Below are 16,034 nucleotides of genomic sequence, written 5' to 3' on the forward strand. Positions count from 1 at the left end.
GCAGTCCCGGCCGTCCGCGGGCCGGTCCCCTCGGCTCTCCGCCCCTGCCCACGCGCGTGCTCCGCCCTTGCCCCCCGCCGCGCTCACCCGGTTGGCTGGCACGGCTGCGGGGTGGACGCGCAGGCCGCAGGGTGGACGTATGCCCATGTGGTCGCGTCGGCTCGTGCCGTGTGCAGTGGTCCTACCGCTGGCTTTCCTGGTCCTCCGGGATGCCCCGGTACGGTTCGACGCGCCCGAACAGCACGCCCTCCCCGTCGCCCCGCCCGGGGCGCCGCAGCCCGACATCGTTCCCCGGTCGTCCTGGCACGCCGACGAGAAGATGGTCAAGCACGCGGCGGCGTACACGGGCCGGGTCAGCGCGGCCTTCATCCACCACACAGGGCACCCCAACGGCTACGACTGCGCCGATGCCCCGGAGCTGCTGCGCGCGATCCAGGAGAACCACATCAAGTCGGACGGGTGGGACGACATCGGGTACAACTTCCTGGTCGACCGCTGCGGGACCATCTACGAGGGCCGGGCCGGCGGCATCACGCGGCCGGTGCGCGGTGCGCACACCAAGGGGTTCAACGCCGACACCGTCGGGATCGCGGCGATCGGCACCTTCGGGGCCGATGTGCCCGTACCGGCGGCGGTCGTGGAGGCGATCGCCCGGGTGGTCGCGTGGAAGCTGCGCCCCGGGATCGATCCGCGGGGCGCGGTACGGCTGGTCTCCACGAACGACGAGAGCCGTTTCCCCAAGGGGCACGCGGTCGAACTCCACGTGGTGTCGGGACACCGGGACAGCTATCTCACGGACTGCCCCGGTGACGCGCTCTACGCACAGCTGCCCGCCATCCGCGAGGCCACGGCGGCTTTCCGCGAACGCCGGCGGTGAGGCGGGCGTGCGCGGAGGGCGCCCGGGACGGAGGACCGCCGGTGTACGGGACTACTTGGCCACGTACTGCGCCAGGATGGCCTGCACCTCGTAGATGTCGACCCCCTTGGAGAAGGTCTTCGTGACCGGCAGGGGGGCGCCGGAGATCCAGATGTTGAGCTCGGCCTCCAGGTCGAAGGTGCCGGCCGTCTCCACCGAGAAGTGCGTGATGCTCCGGTACGGGACCGAGTGGTACTCCACCTTCTTGCCGGTGATCCCCTGCTTGTCGACGAGGATCAGCCGGTGGCCGGTGAACAGGATCGTGTCGCGGATCAACAGATAGGCCGCGCTGATCTGTTCGCCCTGCGCCAGCAGCCGGGCGTACTCCTCCTGGGCCTTCTCCGGTTCGATCGTGTGCGCGTTTCCGAACAGTGCCATGCGGGCCCCCACCTGATCGACCAGTCTGATCTTCGCACTGTATACGGGCGGGCCGCAGGCGTGATGGTGGTGGGACGAGGGCCTGATGGGGGCCTGATGGAGGCACGCGTCAGCGGCACCCGCTCCGGGTGCCCGAGGGGAGGGCGGGTGCCGGCACGCGGCTAGGAGTGGGCCTTGTCCTGAGGCTTCTACCCGTCCTCTGCCCGGTGTTCGGGGCAGTCGGGGTTCGTGCACGGGCCCGGTTCCCACACGGGGACGAAGATCCCGAGTGTCTTGTGCCGGGTCACTTCGGCCTGGACCGGCTGCCTGCAGACCGGGCACGTGAATTCGGTCCGCTTCCTGGTCTCACGCTGGTGGCTGGACATTCTTCAACGGTAGTCCCGGAGGCGATGTGCGGAAACTTTTCCCCAGGGGCACCCTGGTAGAAGGGGTTGTCCGGAGGGGGATGCCGGAGGTGATTGTCATGCTGAGGACCGTTGTCGGGTGGCACATAGAGCTCGAATTCGAGGAGGACGGCAACCGCACCCGTGCGGCTGCGATGGTCCGCCTCCCTGACGGTACCGAGATGCGCTCGCACGGTTATGCCAGCCGCCATCCCAGTGACTCCGAGCAGCCGAGGGTGGGCGAGGAGATCGCGGGTGGCAGGGCTTTGAACGAGCTGGCGATGAAACTGCTGACCAAGGCGCACGACGAGATCGACGAGGCGTCGGGGCGTACGTCGTACCCGCTGTCCCCGTGAGTCCGCACGTCACCCGTCACCCGTCACCAGGTGGCGGGTGAACCAGTCGCGTGCCAGGACGGTGACCGCGTCCAGGGCGCCCCGTTCCTCGAAGAGGTGCGTTGCGCCCGGCACGACCGCCAGGTGGTTCTCGCAACGGAGACGGGCCTGCGCCTGCCGGTTGAGATCGAGTACCTGCTCGTCGTGGCCGCCCACGACGAGCAGCGTGGGAGCCCGCACGTCACCGAGGCCGGGGCCCGCGAGGTCGGGGCGCCCGCCGCGCGAGACCACGGCGCCGACGTCGGCGCCCGGAGCCGCCGCCGCCCGTAGTGCGGCGGCGGCTCCGGTGCTCGCCCCGAAGTAACCGATCGGCACGTCCACGCGCTCCCGCAGCCATCGCGTGGCGTGCGTCAGCCTGCGGGCCAGGGTCTCGATGTCGAAGACGTACGCGCGGTCGCCCTCCTCCGCCGGTACGAGCAGGTCGAAGAGGAGGGTGCCGAGCCCGGCCCGGTTCAGGCCGTCCGCCACCGCGCGGTTGCGGGGGCTGTGCCGGCTGCTCCCCGAGCCGTGGGCGAAGGCGACGACCGCCCCGGCGTCCGTGGGGAGGGCGAGTTCACCGGCCAGGGTGAGTCCGTCGGCCGTCACGTCGACTTCCGTCGTACGGACCGGGCGGCGCGGCGGCGTGTCACGGTGAGCGGCCCGGGTCAGCAGGGCGACGACCTCCTCGTCCGCGGTCTGGGAGAAGTCGCGGTACCACTCCCCGACGGCGGAGAACAGGGCAGGCGTCGACAGGGACACGACGTCGTCCGCCCTGGCGCGGAGTTGCTCGACCGCGCTCGGCGGCGCCACCGGCACGGCGAGCACGACCCGGGCCGCGCCGTGGGCCCGTACGACTTCGCACGCGGCCTTGGCCGTGGCGCCGGTCGCGATCCCGTCATCGACCAGGATCACCGTCCTGCCCTCCAGCGGTACCCGGGGTCTGCCGGCGCGGAACGCCCGGGCCCTGCGTGCGAGTTCGTCCTGTTCGGCGCGTTCGACGGAGGCGATGTCCTGCTCCGAGACGCCGGCCCGGCGGACGATGTCCGCGCTGATGACCCTCACCCCGTCCTCGCCGATCGCACCGAAGCCCAGCTCGGGGTGGTGCGGGACGCCGAGCTTGCGGACGACGATCACATCCAGGGGTGCGCCCAGGACCCGCGCGACTTCGAAGGCCACCGGGACGCCGCCGCGCGGCAGACCGAGGACGACGGGACGCTCCTTCTCAAGGTGCCGGAGCGCTTCGGCAAGCTGCTTGCCCGCTTCGGCACGATCGGTGAACAGCACGCCGGTTCACCCCCAGACCGGGGAGACGGGAACCACCTACACACCCACTTCGAACCAACCCCAAAAGGTGCGGCCCGGCAAGTCGGGACGGCGGATCCGGGCGTGGGGCGTCAGCCGGAGGCCCGGCGGCGGAGCCCGTACACGGCGGCTCCGGCGAGGAGGACCGCGCCGCCGGTGAGGACGGAGGTGAGAGGCAGCGTGAGGGCGAGCGCCAGACAGCCCGCCAGGCCGAGGAGGGGTACGGGGACGGGCGGGCGTCCCTCGTCGGGGCCGAGTGTGCGGGCCGCGGCGTTCGCGACGGCGTAGTAGACGAGCACGCCGAAGGATGAGAAGCCGATGGCGTCCCGTACGTCGATCGTCGCGGCCAGCACGGCGACGACGGCGCCGACGGCCAGCTCGGCGTGCTGGGGGACACCGAAGCGGGGGTGGACGACGGCCAGGGTGCGGGGGAGGTGGTGGTCGCGGGCCATGGCGAGCGTGGTCCGTGAGACGCCCAGGATCAGGGCGAGCAGGGAACCGAGGGCGGCGACGGCCGCACCGGCGCGCACCACGGGAGCCAGGGCCGGTACGCCCGCCGCGTGCACGGCGTCGGTGAGCGGTGCGGTCGAGAGGGCGAGCCGGTCCGGGCCCAGGACGGTGAGGACGGCGACGGCGACGGCCGCGTACACGAGGAGGGTGATGCCGAGGGCGAGAGGGATGGCCCGGGGGATGGTGCGCTTCGGGTCGCGGACCTCCTCGCCGAGCGTCGCGATGCGGGCGTATCCGGCGAAGGCGAAGAACAGCAGGCCGGCGGCCTGGAGCACCCCGCTCGCCGTGATGTCGCCGCCGAGTCCGAGGCGGCCGGCCCGGGCCGCACCGCTGGTGAGGAGCGCGGTGACGACGGCGGCCAGGACGGCGAGGACGAGCGTGACGACGGTCCGGGTCAGCCAGGCGGCCTTCTGCACCCCGGCGCAGTTCAGGGCGGTCAGCGCCACGACGGCGGCCACGGCCACCGCGTGCGCCTGGTCCGGCCAGGCGTACGCGCCGACGGTGAGGGCCATGGCGGCGCACGAGGCGGTCTTGCCGACGACGAACGCCCAGCCGGCCAGGTAACCCCAGAAGTCGCCCAGGCGTTCGCGGCCGTAGACGTAGGTGCCGCCCGACAACGGGTAGCGGGCGGCGAGCCGGGCGGACGACGTGGCGTTGCAGTACGCGACCACGGCGGCGAGGGCGAGGCTGAGCAGCAGTCCGGAGCCCGCGGCCCCGGCGGCGGGCGCGAGCGCGGTGAAGACACCGGCGCCGATCATGGAGCCGAGCCCGATGACCACGGCGTCGCGCACTCCGAGCCGCCGTCGCAGCTCACCGGTCCCTGACTGGCTCATGGTCCGTTTCCTCCCCCGCGGGCACGGGCGACACGCCCGCCCGTCGGCGCACGGTAACGCAGCCGGGTGTCCTGAGCGGGTGAGCGGTGCCCAGGTGGCCTGTGACCGGGGCCACAGGAGGACGCTTTGCTCTTCCTTTACCATTGGGGTCCGGGTGGCCGTCCGCCCGACCTTCACCGTACGACCGCCGACAGAGAAGGAGCTCCGGTCCCGCAATGGGTGAGCCTCCCAGTACGAGCCGTGCCATTCCCGCCCAGCCGACTCGCAGGGCGGCGGTGGCACGGTGAGCGAAGTCCTTCTTCTCCTCCTCGCGCTCGCGCTGACGCTGGCATGTGCGGTCTTCGTCGCAGCCGAGTTCTCCCTGACCACGATCGAGCGCGGTGAGCTGGAACGCGCCGCCCGGGCAGGTGAGCGCGGCGCCGAGAGCGCCCTCAAGGCCGCCAAGCGCCTCACGTTCCAGCTTTCCGGGGCCCAGCTCGGCATCACCGTCACCTCGCTGGTCATCGGGATGCTCGCCGAGCCCTCCCTCGCCGTGCTGCTGCGCGGCCCGCTGGAGGCGGCCGGCCTGCCCCCGGGCGCCGTCCCGGCCGTCGCCACACTCCTCGGCGTCGCCCTCTCCACCGTGGTGCTCATGGTGGTCGGCGAGCTCGTACCGAAGAACTGGGCGATCTCCAGCCCGCTGGCCGTCGCCAAGGTCGTCGCCGGTCCGCAGCGCGCGTTCACCGCGTGCTTCGCCCCGCTGATCCGGCACCTGAACAACACCGCGAACCGGGTCGTACGCCGTTTCGGCCTGGAGCCCGCGGAGGAGCTGGCCTCCGCCCGTACGCCGGAGGAACTCGTCGCCCTCGCCCGGCACTCCGCCCGCGAAGGGGCGATCGAGCACGACTCCGCCGAGCTGTTCGTCCGCACCCTCCACCTCGCCGACCTGACCGCCGAGAACGTCATGACGCCGCGCGTGGACGTCCGGGCCCTGGAAGCCGGCGCCACCGCCGCCGACGCGGCCGTACTGACCCTGGCCACCGGCCTCTCCCGGTTCCCCGTCTACCGCGGCAGCCTCGACGAGGTCATCGGCACCGTCCACATCCGCGACGTACTCGCCCTGGAGGAGCCGCTGCGCCGCCTGACCCCGGTCACCGACCTGGCCACGGCCCCGCTCCTCGTACCTGACTCGCTGCCCGTGGACACCCTCCTGGGACGGCTGCGGCAGAGCCGCACGATGGCCGTCGTCATCGACGAGTACGGCGGCACCGCGGGTGTCGCGACCGTCGAGGACATCGTGGAGGAGGTCGTCGGCGAGGTCCGCGACGAGCACGACCCCGACGAGCGCCCCGACCTGGCGCCGGGCGAACCGGCACCGGACGGGCGCGCGGTCTGGGAGGCGGACGGCAGCATCCGTCTCGACCAGCTCGAAACCCTCGGTTTCGACGTGCCCGAGGGCCCGTACGAGACCCTCGCCGGGCTGGTCGCGACCCGGCTGGAACGCATCCCCGTGCCCGCCGACACGATCTCCGTGGACGGCTGGCAGCTGACCGTCCTCCACGTCGAACACCACCGCGCGGACCGGGTACGCGTCACCGCGCCGGACCGTGCTCCCGAGCCGGCTTCCCCGCCGGTTTCCGCTTCACTCGTCGAGGAGGGTGCCCGATGACCATGCTCCAGCTGGCCATCGGCCTGTTCACCCTCGTCACCAACGCCTTCTTCGTCGGGGCGGAGTTCGCCCTGATCTCCGTACGGCGCAGTCAGATCGAGCCCCGGGCAGTCAAGGGGGACGCCCGCGCCCGGAGCACGCTGTGGGGCCTGGAACACCTGTCCGCAGCCATGGCCACCGCCCAGCTCGGCATCACCATCTCCTCCCTCGTCCTGGGCGCGGTGGCCGAACCGGCCATCGCCCACCTCCTGGAGCCGCCCTTCGCGGCGGTCGGCGTGCCCGAGGCGCTGGTGCACCCCATCGCCTTCGTGATCGCGCTGTCCCTCGCCACGTATCTGCACATGCTGGTCGGCGAGATGATCCCGAAGAACATCGCGCTGGCCGCCCCGGCCGCGACGGCCCTCGCGCTCGCCCCGCCGCTGGTGGCACTGACGCGGGCGCTGCGCCCGTTCGTCTTCGGCATCAACGCGTTCGCCAACGTCCTGCTGCGACTGCTGAAGGTCGAGCCGAAGGACGAGGTCACGTCCGTCTACACCGACGACGAACTGGTCCGGCTGGTGAAGGACTCCAGCGAGGCCGGTCTGCTCGCCCCGGCCGACGGCGAACGGCTGCGCGACGCCCTGGAGCTGGGCACCCGCCCCGTCGGCGAGGTGATGGTCCCGCTCGGCAGGACCGTCACCGTCGGCCACGACATCACCCCGCAGCAGCTGGAACGCGCCGCGGCCACCTCGGGCTTCTCCCGGCTGCCCGTGACCGGCCCCGGCGACGAGATCCTGGGATACCTGCACATCAAGGACGCCCTCGGAGTCGTCGAGCGGACCCGGCCGCTCCCCAGGAGTGTCTTCCACCCCGTCATCCGCGTGGAGATCGACACCCCGCTCGACGACACCATGACGGCGATGCGGGCGGCGGGGACGCACCTGGCGGCCGTGACCGGCGGCAAGGGCACCGTGATCGGCTTCGTCACGATGGAGGACGTACTGGAGGAACTCGTCGGACCGGCCGCGACGGGCCGCGTCTGACCCGGGCTGTGGCGGTCGAGTCCGACCGGGCGGTGACAGACCGCGCCTGACCGGGCAGTGACACGCCGCGGCGCGTGACCGGACGTAGGCCGGGGCGACGCCCGCCCCGCCTTCACCCTTCCCGCCCGCCTGGACAGAGAGCCCCCTCCGCCGAGCCGTTCGCTGCGACGGCCGGCGCCGAGGGGGCCTTCCGCGTCCGCGGCAACCTCGCGCCCGCCGGTGGCGACTGACGAGTACCCCATCCCCCACGGAGTGGAAACGGACGCATCTCGTGACTGATACACGCAGCCCCTCCCGTCACCGCAGGCGCAAGCCCGCCCTGGCCGTCGGCGTCCCGCTGGCACTCACCGCGGCCGTCGCCATGGCGTACGGCACGGACCTCGGACTGTTCGGCGAGGACGGCCGGTCGGCGGCGTCGGCGGCGACCGCCGTACCGTCGGCGTCAACAGCCCTGCCTGCGGCGGTACTTGACACCGCCGACGGTTTCGCCTCGGTCGAGGCGCTCGGTCAGGACGGTACGTACGGCGGGCGCGGCGGCGCGGTCGTCACCGTGAAGTCCCTCGCCGAGCTGGAGAAGTACGCCACCGCGCCGGAACCGTACGTGATCGTCGTGGCCGCGACGATCACGATGAACCCGGTCGGCAAGGAGATCAAGGTCGCATCGGACAAGACGATCGTGGGCGCCGGGACGTCGGGCCAGATCGTCGGGGGCGGCTTCTTCCTCGGCCAGGGCGTGCACAACGTCATCATCCGGAACCTGACGATCCGGGACTCGTACCAGGGCGTCTGGAACGACAAGGACCACGACTTCGACGCGATCCAGATGGACGGCGCCCACCATGTGTGGGTCGATCACAACGACCTCCGGCACATGGCCGACGGTCTGATCGACATCCGCAAGGACAGTACGTACGTCACGGTGTCGTGGAACAGGCTGAGCGACAACAACAAGACCTTCGGCATCGGCTGGACCGAGAACGTCACCAGCGATCTCACGATCCACCACAACTGGTTCCGCGAGACCGAGCAGCGCAATCCGTCCACGGACAACGTCGCGCACGCCCACCTCTACAACAACTACCTCCAGGACGTTCCGGGGACGGACATCACGACGGCGTACGGGAACTACGCGCGCGGCGGCACGAAGATGGTCCTGGAGAACTCCTACTTCGAGGGCCTCGCGAACCCCGTCACCCGGGACGGCACCGCCGCCGTCGTCCAGCGCGGGAACGTCTTCAAGGGGACGAGCGGGCGCAACGAGAGCGGGGGCGGCGCGGCGTTCGACCCGAGGACGTACTACAGCTACACCCTCGACAGCGCGGTCGACGTCCCGGCCCGGCTGAAGGCGGGTACCGGTCCGCGCGGGACGATCGGCACGGTGAGCACGGCCGCGGCTGCCGCCACGACGATCACCGTCGCCAAGGACGGCAGCGGTCGGTACACGAGCGTGCAGAAGGCCGTCGACGCCGTCCCCGCTGGCAACGGTTCACGGGTGGTGATCTCGGTCGCGCCCGGCACGTACCGCGAGACCGTCAAGGTCCCGGCCGACAAGCGGCACGTCACCATCCAGGGCTCCGGCGCGAGCCGCAAGGACACCGTCATCGTCTACGGGAACGCGGCGGGCACACCGAAGCCCGACGGTTCGGGGACGTACGGCACGGGCGGCAGCGCCACGGTCGCCGTCGAGGCCGACGACTTCCAGGCGCGGAACCTGACCATCGCGAACGACTTCGACGAACGGGCGAACCAGAGCCTCAGCGGCCACCAGGCCGTCGCCCTGCGCACCGCCGCCGACAAGGTGTTCCTCGACGGTGTCATCGTCGACGGTGACCAGGACACCCTGCTGCTGGACACCGCGGCCAGGGACCGGCTCGGACGGGTCTACGTCACCAACTCCTACATAACCGGGACCGTCGACTTCGTCTTCGGCCGGGCCAGCGCGGTGATCGACCGGTCCGTGCTGACGCTCAAGAAGCGCTGGGACGGCGTGTCCGGCGGCTACATCGTCGCGCCGAGCACCGCCCCCGACCGCAAGGGCTTCCTGATCACCCGGTCGGTCGTGAACGGCGACGTGAACGCGGGCAGTTACCACCTGGGCCGTAACTGGCACGCCGGCGGCGACGCGACGCTCGACCCGCAGGCCACCGTCCGCGACACCACGCTGAGCGCCGCGATCAAGGCGGCCCCGTGGGCCGACATGGGCGGCTTCCCGTGGAAGGACGACCGCTTCGCCGAGTACAGGAACACCGGCCCGGGCGCGGGCACCGTGAGCGGCGACCGCCCGCAGCTGACCGACAGCCAGGCCGCGGATCAGGAGACGGCGGACTGGCTCGGCGCCTGGACGCCGACGGCGTCCTGACACGCTGCTCGCCCCGTTTCACCGCACGATCCGTCCCATGGGGAGGAGCCCCGGGCCGCCGGCGGCCCGGGGCTTCCCAGGAATGATCGTGCTGCCCACCCGGTGCACGGAGTCCGCTGAGCCGCCCGGCCCGCGAGCGCGCCGGCGCCGCCGTGTCCTGACCGGGGACGCGCTCAAGGCATCCCGGCGACCGGCGGGTTGAACCGGGAGTATCCGGGCTGCGACCAGCGCAGGCGCGTGGCGGCCGTGATCTCCCGTACGGCCGCGATCTCGAACTCGACGAGCCGCTGTGCCCCGGGGACACGGGCGATCTCCGCCGCGTCCCACACCGTGCGGGCGGCGCCAGTGAGGTGCAGGGCGCTTCCCGTGTCCCAGCCGGGCAGCAGGATGCCCGCGGCGGGGTTGACCTCGAGGTTGCCCAAGGTCAGGAACATGGAATTGCCGAGGTAGTCGGGCCAGCGCAGCCGGTTGGGCGAGAGCACCTCGACGAAGCCCGGGTTGCCGCCCCGGTGCGAGGCGTCGGCGTCGCCCCGGTCGGACGCGGTGGCGATGAAGAAGGTATCGGCGGACCGTAGCGCCTGCTGCTGGGCGGGGCTCAGGGAGGGGCTGTCGGTGACGGAGCGCCGGGCGCCGGGGCCTTCTGCGGGGAGGAGGCGGTAGTCGCGTGTCTGGAGGTACTTCGGGCAGTTGGAGACGACCTGGTCGAGGTCGACGCGCAGGCCCGCACCGTCCCGGACGGAGCGGCCGTTGATCCGCATACGGCGGCGGGTGGCCGGCTCGATGGCGATCGCGCCGACCCGGGCGGGGGCGGGCGCCCCGCCCGCCCCCGTACCGAGCAGGACGCCGGCGAGCGGATCCTCCGGCTGGGGGAGCGCACCGATACGCAGGGTCCGGGGGTCGGGCGTGGTCAGGAATCCCGGCTCGCCCGTGAGCTGGGTGGCCCAGACCCGGCCCGCCCCGTCGGTGCCTCCCAGCACCAGCATCGGCTGTTCGGCGAGGAAGGCGGCGGCCACCTCGGGCACGCTGTCCTTCAGCGCTCTGCCTGCGGACCCGGCCTGCCGGGCGAGGCCGGCCCGGTCCTGTACGGCGATCTCGCCGCGGTGATAGCTGTCCACGACCCGCTCCCTCCTAGAAGAACCCGCAGGTGGGAGCTCCGGCGGTCGGCGCGTCCGACGGGTCGGCCCCGGTGGGCGCGTAGATCTCCAGACGGGTGCCGTCGGGGTCGGTGAAGAAGATCCCGCCCGAGGTGCCGTTCTCCCCGTGCGGGACGACGCCGTCGTACGCGAACGCGGCACCGAGCCCGCGCAGCACCTCTTCGGTGGCCCGGACCTCCTCGACGGTGTCCACCTGGAAGGACAGGTGATGCAGGCCGGGCAGGTCCGCCGCGAAGGTGCCCTCGCTCTGCTGCCAGAGGGTGACGAGCAGCCGGGACCCGCGGCCCAGGAACGCCCAGCGGCGGTCGTCCTCCTTGCCCTCGGCCAGCACGTCGAAGTCGAAGACCTCGCGGTAGAAGGCGAGCGAACGGTCCAGGTCGGTGACGTTCAGGCCGATGTGGCCGGTCTGCAGAGTCGGTGCCTTGCTCATGGCTGCTCCCCATGCTTCCGGGTCAAGGCCGCGAGATGCTTCTCGTAACCGTTGAAATGAAAGTTAAGGGTTAGAAGGAACGCCGTCAACCGGTCACGGGAGCTTGGCCGGTTAGTATCGAGAGTGGTGAGCCGCCCTGCCGGTGGCTGCCTGTCCCAGACGGAAGGGCCCGACCTGTGCCGCAGATCCCAGGGGCCGATCCGCGTCCGCTGACCGGCGAACCGCTTGCGCTCGACCTGCTGAACACGCGGTGGATCGACACGGAGGGGCATCACGACCTGCTGGAGACGCCCGAGGGGCTGGCCACCTGGCTCGCCGCGCCCACGGTCCGGGAAATCACCGATCCGCACGAGCCGCCGGCCGACGCCGCCACGCTCGACCGGCTTCTACGGGCACGTACGGCGCTCGACGGCCTGGTGGCAGGCGGGGACCCGCCCCCGGAGGGCGCGGTGAAGGCCCTCAATGAGGTGCTGTCCCATGGCCGTGTACGCCGGATCCTGGGCCCGGACGGGACACCGCGCACGCGGGTGGACGTGGACGCGACCTGGGCGCCCGCCTGGCATGCGGCGGACAACTGGCTGGAACTGCTCGCCGGCCGCCCCGAGCGCATCCGCCCGTGCGCCAACAACGCCTGCATCCTGCACTTCTACGACGTCTCGAAGAACGGGACCCGCCGCTGGTGCTCGATGGCGGGCTGCGGGAACCGCGCGAAGGCCCAGCGCCACTACGCACGCCGCACAGGCGCCTGACGCGAGGCCGGGCGCCGGTGCGGCGTGCGGAAAGACGCGGAGGTGGCGCGGGGAGGGGTGATCACTCCCGGCTCACTCTCCGCTCACCGGCCCTGCGCACGCACGTGCGTGCGCGCAGGTCGGCCGGCTGTGAACGGTCATGGGATCAGCTGGAACTCCCGCCCGCCTTCGCTTCCGCCTTGCCCGCCGTGCGGCGGTATTCGGCGTTGATGCGCTGTGCCTCCTCGAGCTGGTCCTCAAGGATCACGATGCGACAGGCGGCCTCGACAGGGGTGCCCTGGTCGACGAGCTCCCGGGCGCGGGCCGCGATCCGCAGCTGGTACCGGGAGTAGCGCCGGTGGCCACCCTCGGAACGGAGTGGGGTGATCAGGCGGGCTTCTCCGAGTGCACGGAGGAAGCCGGCGTTGGTGCCGAGCATCTCGGCCGCCCGCCCCATGGTGTAGGCGGGGTAGTCATCGTCGTCGAGCCGGCCGCCGAGCGCATCATTATCCGCTGTCATCTGCACCTCTTCTTGGGAACGCGTCGAGGGGCCTTGGTGCCGATTGGCACCAAGGCCCCGAAGGAAATTCAACACCATCGGTCGGCTTCAGTGCTGCGCCGACCTTCTGTTTCCGCTGCCTCGCCCTGAAGGAGGGCAGGAGTGCGGGGATCGTGATTGCTCGACCGGGAACCACCTTCCATTCCGGGGCCTTGCGGTGCCCGGGCCGTTGCCAACCTGCCCGGGAGATCCTGATGGCGCCTGCATCCTCCGTTCGTTCCCTCTGGATGACAGATGCGCATACCGGCGTAGCCATGCGGTGCACCTGAAACGCGTGCACCGTACCGGCGGACTACTGGTGGCGGCCCCTGATCACCGCAGGCCACCCGGTCCGGTCGCCAGCCCCGTCGCCGTCCTGCGAAAACCCTGGCTTCGAGACTCCACCACCGCACCGAACTGCTTGTACTGCTACCCGGAAGTTCGTTCCCTCCGGGCCCTTCAACCTGGCTACGAGAGAAACCATAGTCAGGCCGATAGGCAATGTCTACCTTCACCGTCATAGATTTTCGAGCACTCGACGACGAGGTAATCGGCTGCGCACGGTGCGGGCAGGACGGCGGACCCGACCGTCCCAGAGATGCCCGGGCGGCCCGGCTAATACACTCGGCTTCCATGTCGAAGACTGACGAGTTGCTCGTGGACATCGCCGCCATGGTGGAGTCCGGGCAAAGCAATCAGATGTCCCTGACCGTGGTCGCCGGTGGCGCTGTCATCACCGGCCGACTGGCTCCGGAAGCCGTGTGGAGGCAGCGTGTTTCGGAGGTCCTGACGGACTCGGCCCGACTGGGCGAGTTCTCCGGCATCTTCACCGCCCCCACCAAGAAGCACGACCCGCCCACCCATCTGCACTTCCACGTCGCCCGCATCCTGCAGGGCACGGTCGGAATCCCGGAGACGGGCGGGATGTACCGGGTCTCGATCGACGACGTCAGCGCCTGGACGGTGGGCGACTTCAGCTACGACTGAGCCCGCACCGGGCACCCGCGGAGACGGGACGCGCAGTGACGTGACGTGAAGAAGGCAAGAAGGCCCAGGTCGATGACCTGGGCCTTCTTGCTGGGCGACGCGCGGTTACGGAGTCGCGCGGTTTCCGCCGAAGGTCACTGCCAGGCGGCCGTCCGATGCGTAGGACCAGGCCAGGGCGCCCGCGTACGAGGAGCAGCGGGAGCCGTTCGTGCCGGACCAGAACTGGTTCGTGCCGTCCACGTCGCCCACGGTCTTGTCGTTCGTGCCGCTGCCGCTGCGGCAGGAGACGTTGTTCCGGAACACCGAAGTGCCGCCGTCGAAGGAGAAGTTGCGCTCGGTGTTGTCGATGCTGACGTTGTCCGAGACCGCCATCGTGCCGAGATTCCGGTTGTACGTGAATCCGTGCTTGCCGTTGTCGTAGGCGATGTTGCGCCGGACGACGTGGTTGACCTTGATGTCCTCGCCGCCGAGCTTGTAGCCGTTGCGGTCGCCGCTGGAGTTCTGGCTGCCGTCGCTCAGCGTGCCGTTCTCGTAGGCGAGGGAGTCCTCGATGGTCACCGCGCCGATGGGGCCGGTGTCGGTCTTGGTGTAGAGGTCCCAGCCGTCGTCGATGTTGTTGTGCGCGACGGCGTAACGGAAGACGTTGCCCGAGCCGACGGTGAGCTTGGCGGCGAACCCGTCGGCGTCCTCGCCGTCGGAGTCGGCGTTGTCGTGCGACTCCGCGCTGAGGACGAGGTTGTTGGACGGCCACTGTTCGCGCGGGGTGGTGGAGGCCATCCGGGAGAGCTGCAGGCCCGTGTCGCGGTTGAAGCGCGTCACCGTCCGCTCGATGGTGTTGTTGCTGCCACCGACGAAGATCCCGTTGTCGCCTGCGTGCTCGACGACGAGCCCTTTGACCTTCCAGTACGAGCCGTTCACGGCGAGCCCGCGGTTGGCGGGGTCCTCGGCCATGGCGGAGAAGTTCAGGACCGGGGTCTCGCCCGGGTAGGCGGAGAGCTGCTTGGGAGCGCCGGCCGTGCCGTTGTTGTCCGGCGCGATGGTGACGGTCTGCGCGAGCGCGTACTTCCCGCCGCGCAGGTAGATCTGCCCGCCGGACGGGACGCGGGTGAGCGCCGAGGCGAGCGTCGTGGGCGCGGTCTCCGTCCCGGCCGCACCGTCGGTGCCGTTCGGTGCCACGTAGAGCGCGGTACCGGTCGGCGGGGGCGTGGTGCCGCCCGCCTGGACGTCCACGTCGATGTAGTCGACGTTGGGCAGCCCGTTGGCCGTGGTCGGGCTGAGCTGGATCGTGTTGCTGCCCGCCCGCACCGGCACGGTGACCGTCTTGGTCACCCACGTGCCCCAGGCCCCGGTGCCCTCGAAGGACGCGGATCCGGCCGCCGCGCCGTTGACCGTGACGTTCGCGGGCCGTGCGGTGGTGGTCCCGTTGGCGAAGCGCACCTGCACCGTCGCGGTGCCCGCGGCGGTGGCGTTCACGGTGAACTGCGCGTGGGCGCCCACCGCGTTGCTTGCGTTGCAGAAGCCGCTGTCGGAGTAGCCGCCCCACTCGGACTCGATGGCGCCGCTGCAGACGGCGGGGGAGCGCTCGGCCTCGTACCGGACCGATGCCGCCTGCGCCGCGTTGCCGGAAAACGCGACGAGAGTGCCGGCCAGAAGGCTGACGCACGCGATGACGGGTTTCAGTTGCATCGTTCGTCTCCAGAGGGGGGTTTGGTACGGAGGGGATTCGGTACCGAGATGGAGCGATGTGCCGGGAGGCGGGCGTGGCCGGCCTCCTCGGGTGTGGGGCGGTGGCGGCGGTCCGTTCCGGTGTATGAACGGGCTGCTGGTGGGGACGGTGGGGGTACCGATGACGTGCAAGAGCCCTTGACTCTGGGGTCGCAAGCGCTTTCTATGGACCGTAGAGTGATGTCGTGGCCGCGTCAACGGTCGTGTACGTGATGAGTGGTCATGTTCATGAACGACATCAGTCGCTCGGCCGGCTGCCGATCGTGGACGCGGGGGCCAGGTCGGTGGAGTCCGCCAGGGCACGTGCGGCGCTGCGGAGTGCCTTCTCCCACGTGGTCAGGCGGTCCGGCCCGAACCATCCGTCGTACTCCGCCGCGGCGGAGAGGAATCGCGTCTCCTGCGGTGTGTGGGCTGCGAGAGCCTGTCCCATTCGGTGCATCACGTCCATGGGGCTGAGAGCACCGTCCGACAGACCGATGGCGAGACTGACGAGGGCGAGCCGTCCGGCCGTCTCCTCATCGGGAAGGGCAACGCCCGATTCCTCCAGGGCCAGGGCGTACAGCTCGCGGATCTCGGCTTCGTCGCAGCGGCGGGTCAGGCCGGCGAGCTCACGGAGGGCGGGGGAGTCGCGGCCGTCGGCGAGCGCATAGGCGGCGAGCATGGGGAGTTCCGGAGGCGGAAGCACCTCTGCGACGTACTGCCACGCGCTGTGCTGCAACCGGTCCATGTGCGGATCCTGAAGGCTGA

The 16,034-nt window shown here is 71.0% G+C and carries 15 protein-coding genes; 7 read left to right on the forward strand and 8 right to left on the reverse strand.

Annotated elements, in window-relative coordinates; translation table 11 throughout:
* The first annotated feature begins 145 nt into the window (after positions 1–145).
* Entirely contained in the window at positions 146–877 is a 732-nt protein-coding gene (locus AB0C82_RS23145) for a peptidoglycan recognition protein (RefSeq protein ID WP_362845215.1), read from the forward strand.
* Between the two features lie 51 nt (positions 878–928).
* Here AB0C82_RS23145 and AB0C82_RS23150 read toward each other — a convergent pair whose 3' ends face one another.
* Positions 929–1,294, reverse strand: a complete 366-nt coding sequence (locus tag AB0C82_RS23150) for a PH domain-containing protein (protein WP_362845109.1) — start codon at positions 1,292–1,294, stop codon at positions 929–931.
* A 463-nt stretch (positions 1,295–1,757) separates the two neighbouring features.
* Here AB0C82_RS23150 and AB0C82_RS23155 point away from each other — a divergent pair, with 463 nt between their 5' ends.
* A complete protein-coding gene (locus tag AB0C82_RS23155; protein ID WP_362845112.1) occupies positions 1,758–2,033 on the forward strand; it encodes a DUF1876 domain-containing protein in 276 nt (91 codons plus the stop codon).
* Positions 2,034–2,042: 9 nt separating this feature from the next.
* Here AB0C82_RS23155 and AB0C82_RS23160 read toward each other — a convergent pair whose 3' ends face one another.
* Complete coding sequence (locus tag AB0C82_RS23160) at positions 2,043–3,335, reverse strand: phosphoribosyltransferase (protein ID WP_362845114.1); 1,293 nt, start codon at positions 3,333–3,335, stop codon at positions 2,043–2,045.
* 110 nt (positions 3,336–3,445) lie between these two features.
* Entirely contained in the window at positions 3,446–4,696 is a 1,251-nt protein-coding gene (locus AB0C82_RS23165; RefSeq protein ID WP_362845117.1) for an APC family permease, read from the reverse strand.
* A 283-nt stretch (positions 4,697–4,979) separates the two neighbouring features.
* On the opposite strand from AB0C82_RS23165, the gene AB0C82_RS23170 reads away from it, so the two are divergent.
* The 3 genes from AB0C82_RS23170 (at position 4,980) to AB0C82_RS23180 (ending at position 9,725) form a co-directional block, all read left to right on the forward strand.
* Positions 4,980–6,344 carry a hemolysin family protein gene (locus AB0C82_RS23170; protein WP_362845120.1) on the forward strand — a complete coding sequence of 455 codons (1,365 nt, stop codon included), beginning with the start codon at positions 4,980–4,982 and terminating at the stop codon, positions 6,342–6,344.
* Positions 6,341–7,366, forward strand: coding sequence for a hemolysin family protein (locus AB0C82_RS23175; protein ID WP_362845123.1), 1,026 nt, complete (start codon positions 6,341–6,343; stop codon positions 7,364–7,366). Before AB0C82_RS23170 ends, AB0C82_RS23175 begins: the two co-directional genes overlap by 4 nt.
* A gap of 271 nt (positions 7,367–7,637) precedes the next feature.
* The gene (locus AB0C82_RS23180) at positions 7,638–9,725 is read left to right on the forward strand and encodes a pectinesterase family protein (RefSeq protein WP_362845126.1); all 2,088 of its coding nucleotides are present in this window, start codon (positions 7,638–7,640) and stop codon (positions 9,723–9,725) included.
* Positions 9,726–9,898: 173 nt separating this feature from the next.
* Here the strand turns inward: AB0C82_RS23180 and AB0C82_RS23185 are convergent, their stop codons facing one another.
* Together AB0C82_RS23185 and AB0C82_RS23190 are read right to left on the reverse strand one after the other, a co-directional pair.
* A complete protein-coding gene (locus AB0C82_RS23185; RefSeq protein WP_362845129.1) occupies positions 9,899–10,840 on the reverse strand; it encodes a pyridoxamine 5'-phosphate oxidase family protein in 942 nt (313 codons plus the stop codon).
* Positions 10,841–10,853: 13 nt separating this feature from the next.
* Positions 10,854–11,309, reverse strand: coding sequence for a VOC family protein (locus AB0C82_RS23190; protein WP_362845131.1), 456 nt, complete (start codon positions 11,307–11,309; stop codon positions 10,854–10,856).
* A 176-nt stretch (positions 11,310–11,485) separates the two neighbouring features.
* On the opposite strand from AB0C82_RS23190, the gene AB0C82_RS23195 reads away from it, so the two are divergent.
* Positions 11,486–12,058 carry a CGNR zinc finger domain-containing protein gene (locus AB0C82_RS23195; protein ID WP_362845134.1) on the forward strand — a complete coding sequence of 191 codons (573 nt, stop codon included), beginning with the start codon at positions 11,486–11,488 and terminating at the stop codon, positions 12,056–12,058.
* Between the two features lie 145 nt (positions 12,059–12,203).
* On the opposite strand, the gene AB0C82_RS23200 is transcribed toward AB0C82_RS23195, so the two are convergent.
* Entirely contained in the window at positions 12,204–12,557 is a 354-nt protein-coding gene (locus tag AB0C82_RS23200; RefSeq protein ID WP_362845137.1) for a MerR family transcriptional regulator, read from the reverse strand.
* 651 nt (positions 12,558–13,208) lie between these two features.
* On the opposite strand from AB0C82_RS23200, the gene AB0C82_RS23205 reads away from it, so the two are divergent.
* Complete coding sequence (locus tag AB0C82_RS23205) at positions 13,209–13,562, forward strand: hypothetical protein (protein WP_362845139.1); 354 nt, start codon at positions 13,209–13,211, stop codon at positions 13,560–13,562.
* 105 nt (positions 13,563–13,667) lie between these two features.
* Here AB0C82_RS23205 and AB0C82_RS23210 read toward each other — a convergent pair whose 3' ends face one another.
* On the reverse strand, positions 13,668–15,248 hold the full coding sequence (locus AB0C82_RS23210) for a carbohydrate-binding protein (RefSeq protein WP_362845141.1): 1,581 nt from the start codon (positions 15,246–15,248) through the stop codon (positions 13,668–13,670).
* A 277-nt stretch (positions 15,249–15,525) separates the two neighbouring features.
* A complete protein-coding gene (locus AB0C82_RS23215; RefSeq protein WP_362845143.1) occupies positions 15,526–16,014 on the reverse strand; it encodes a hypothetical protein in 489 nt (162 codons plus the stop codon).
* Between the last annotated feature and the right edge of the window lie 20 nt (positions 16,015–16,034).

The organism is Streptomyces sp. NPDC048560 (assembly GCF_040650955.1).
In the GTDB taxonomy this organism is placed as follows: domain Bacteria; phylum Actinomycetota; class Actinomycetes; order Streptomycetales; family Streptomycetaceae; genus Streptomyces.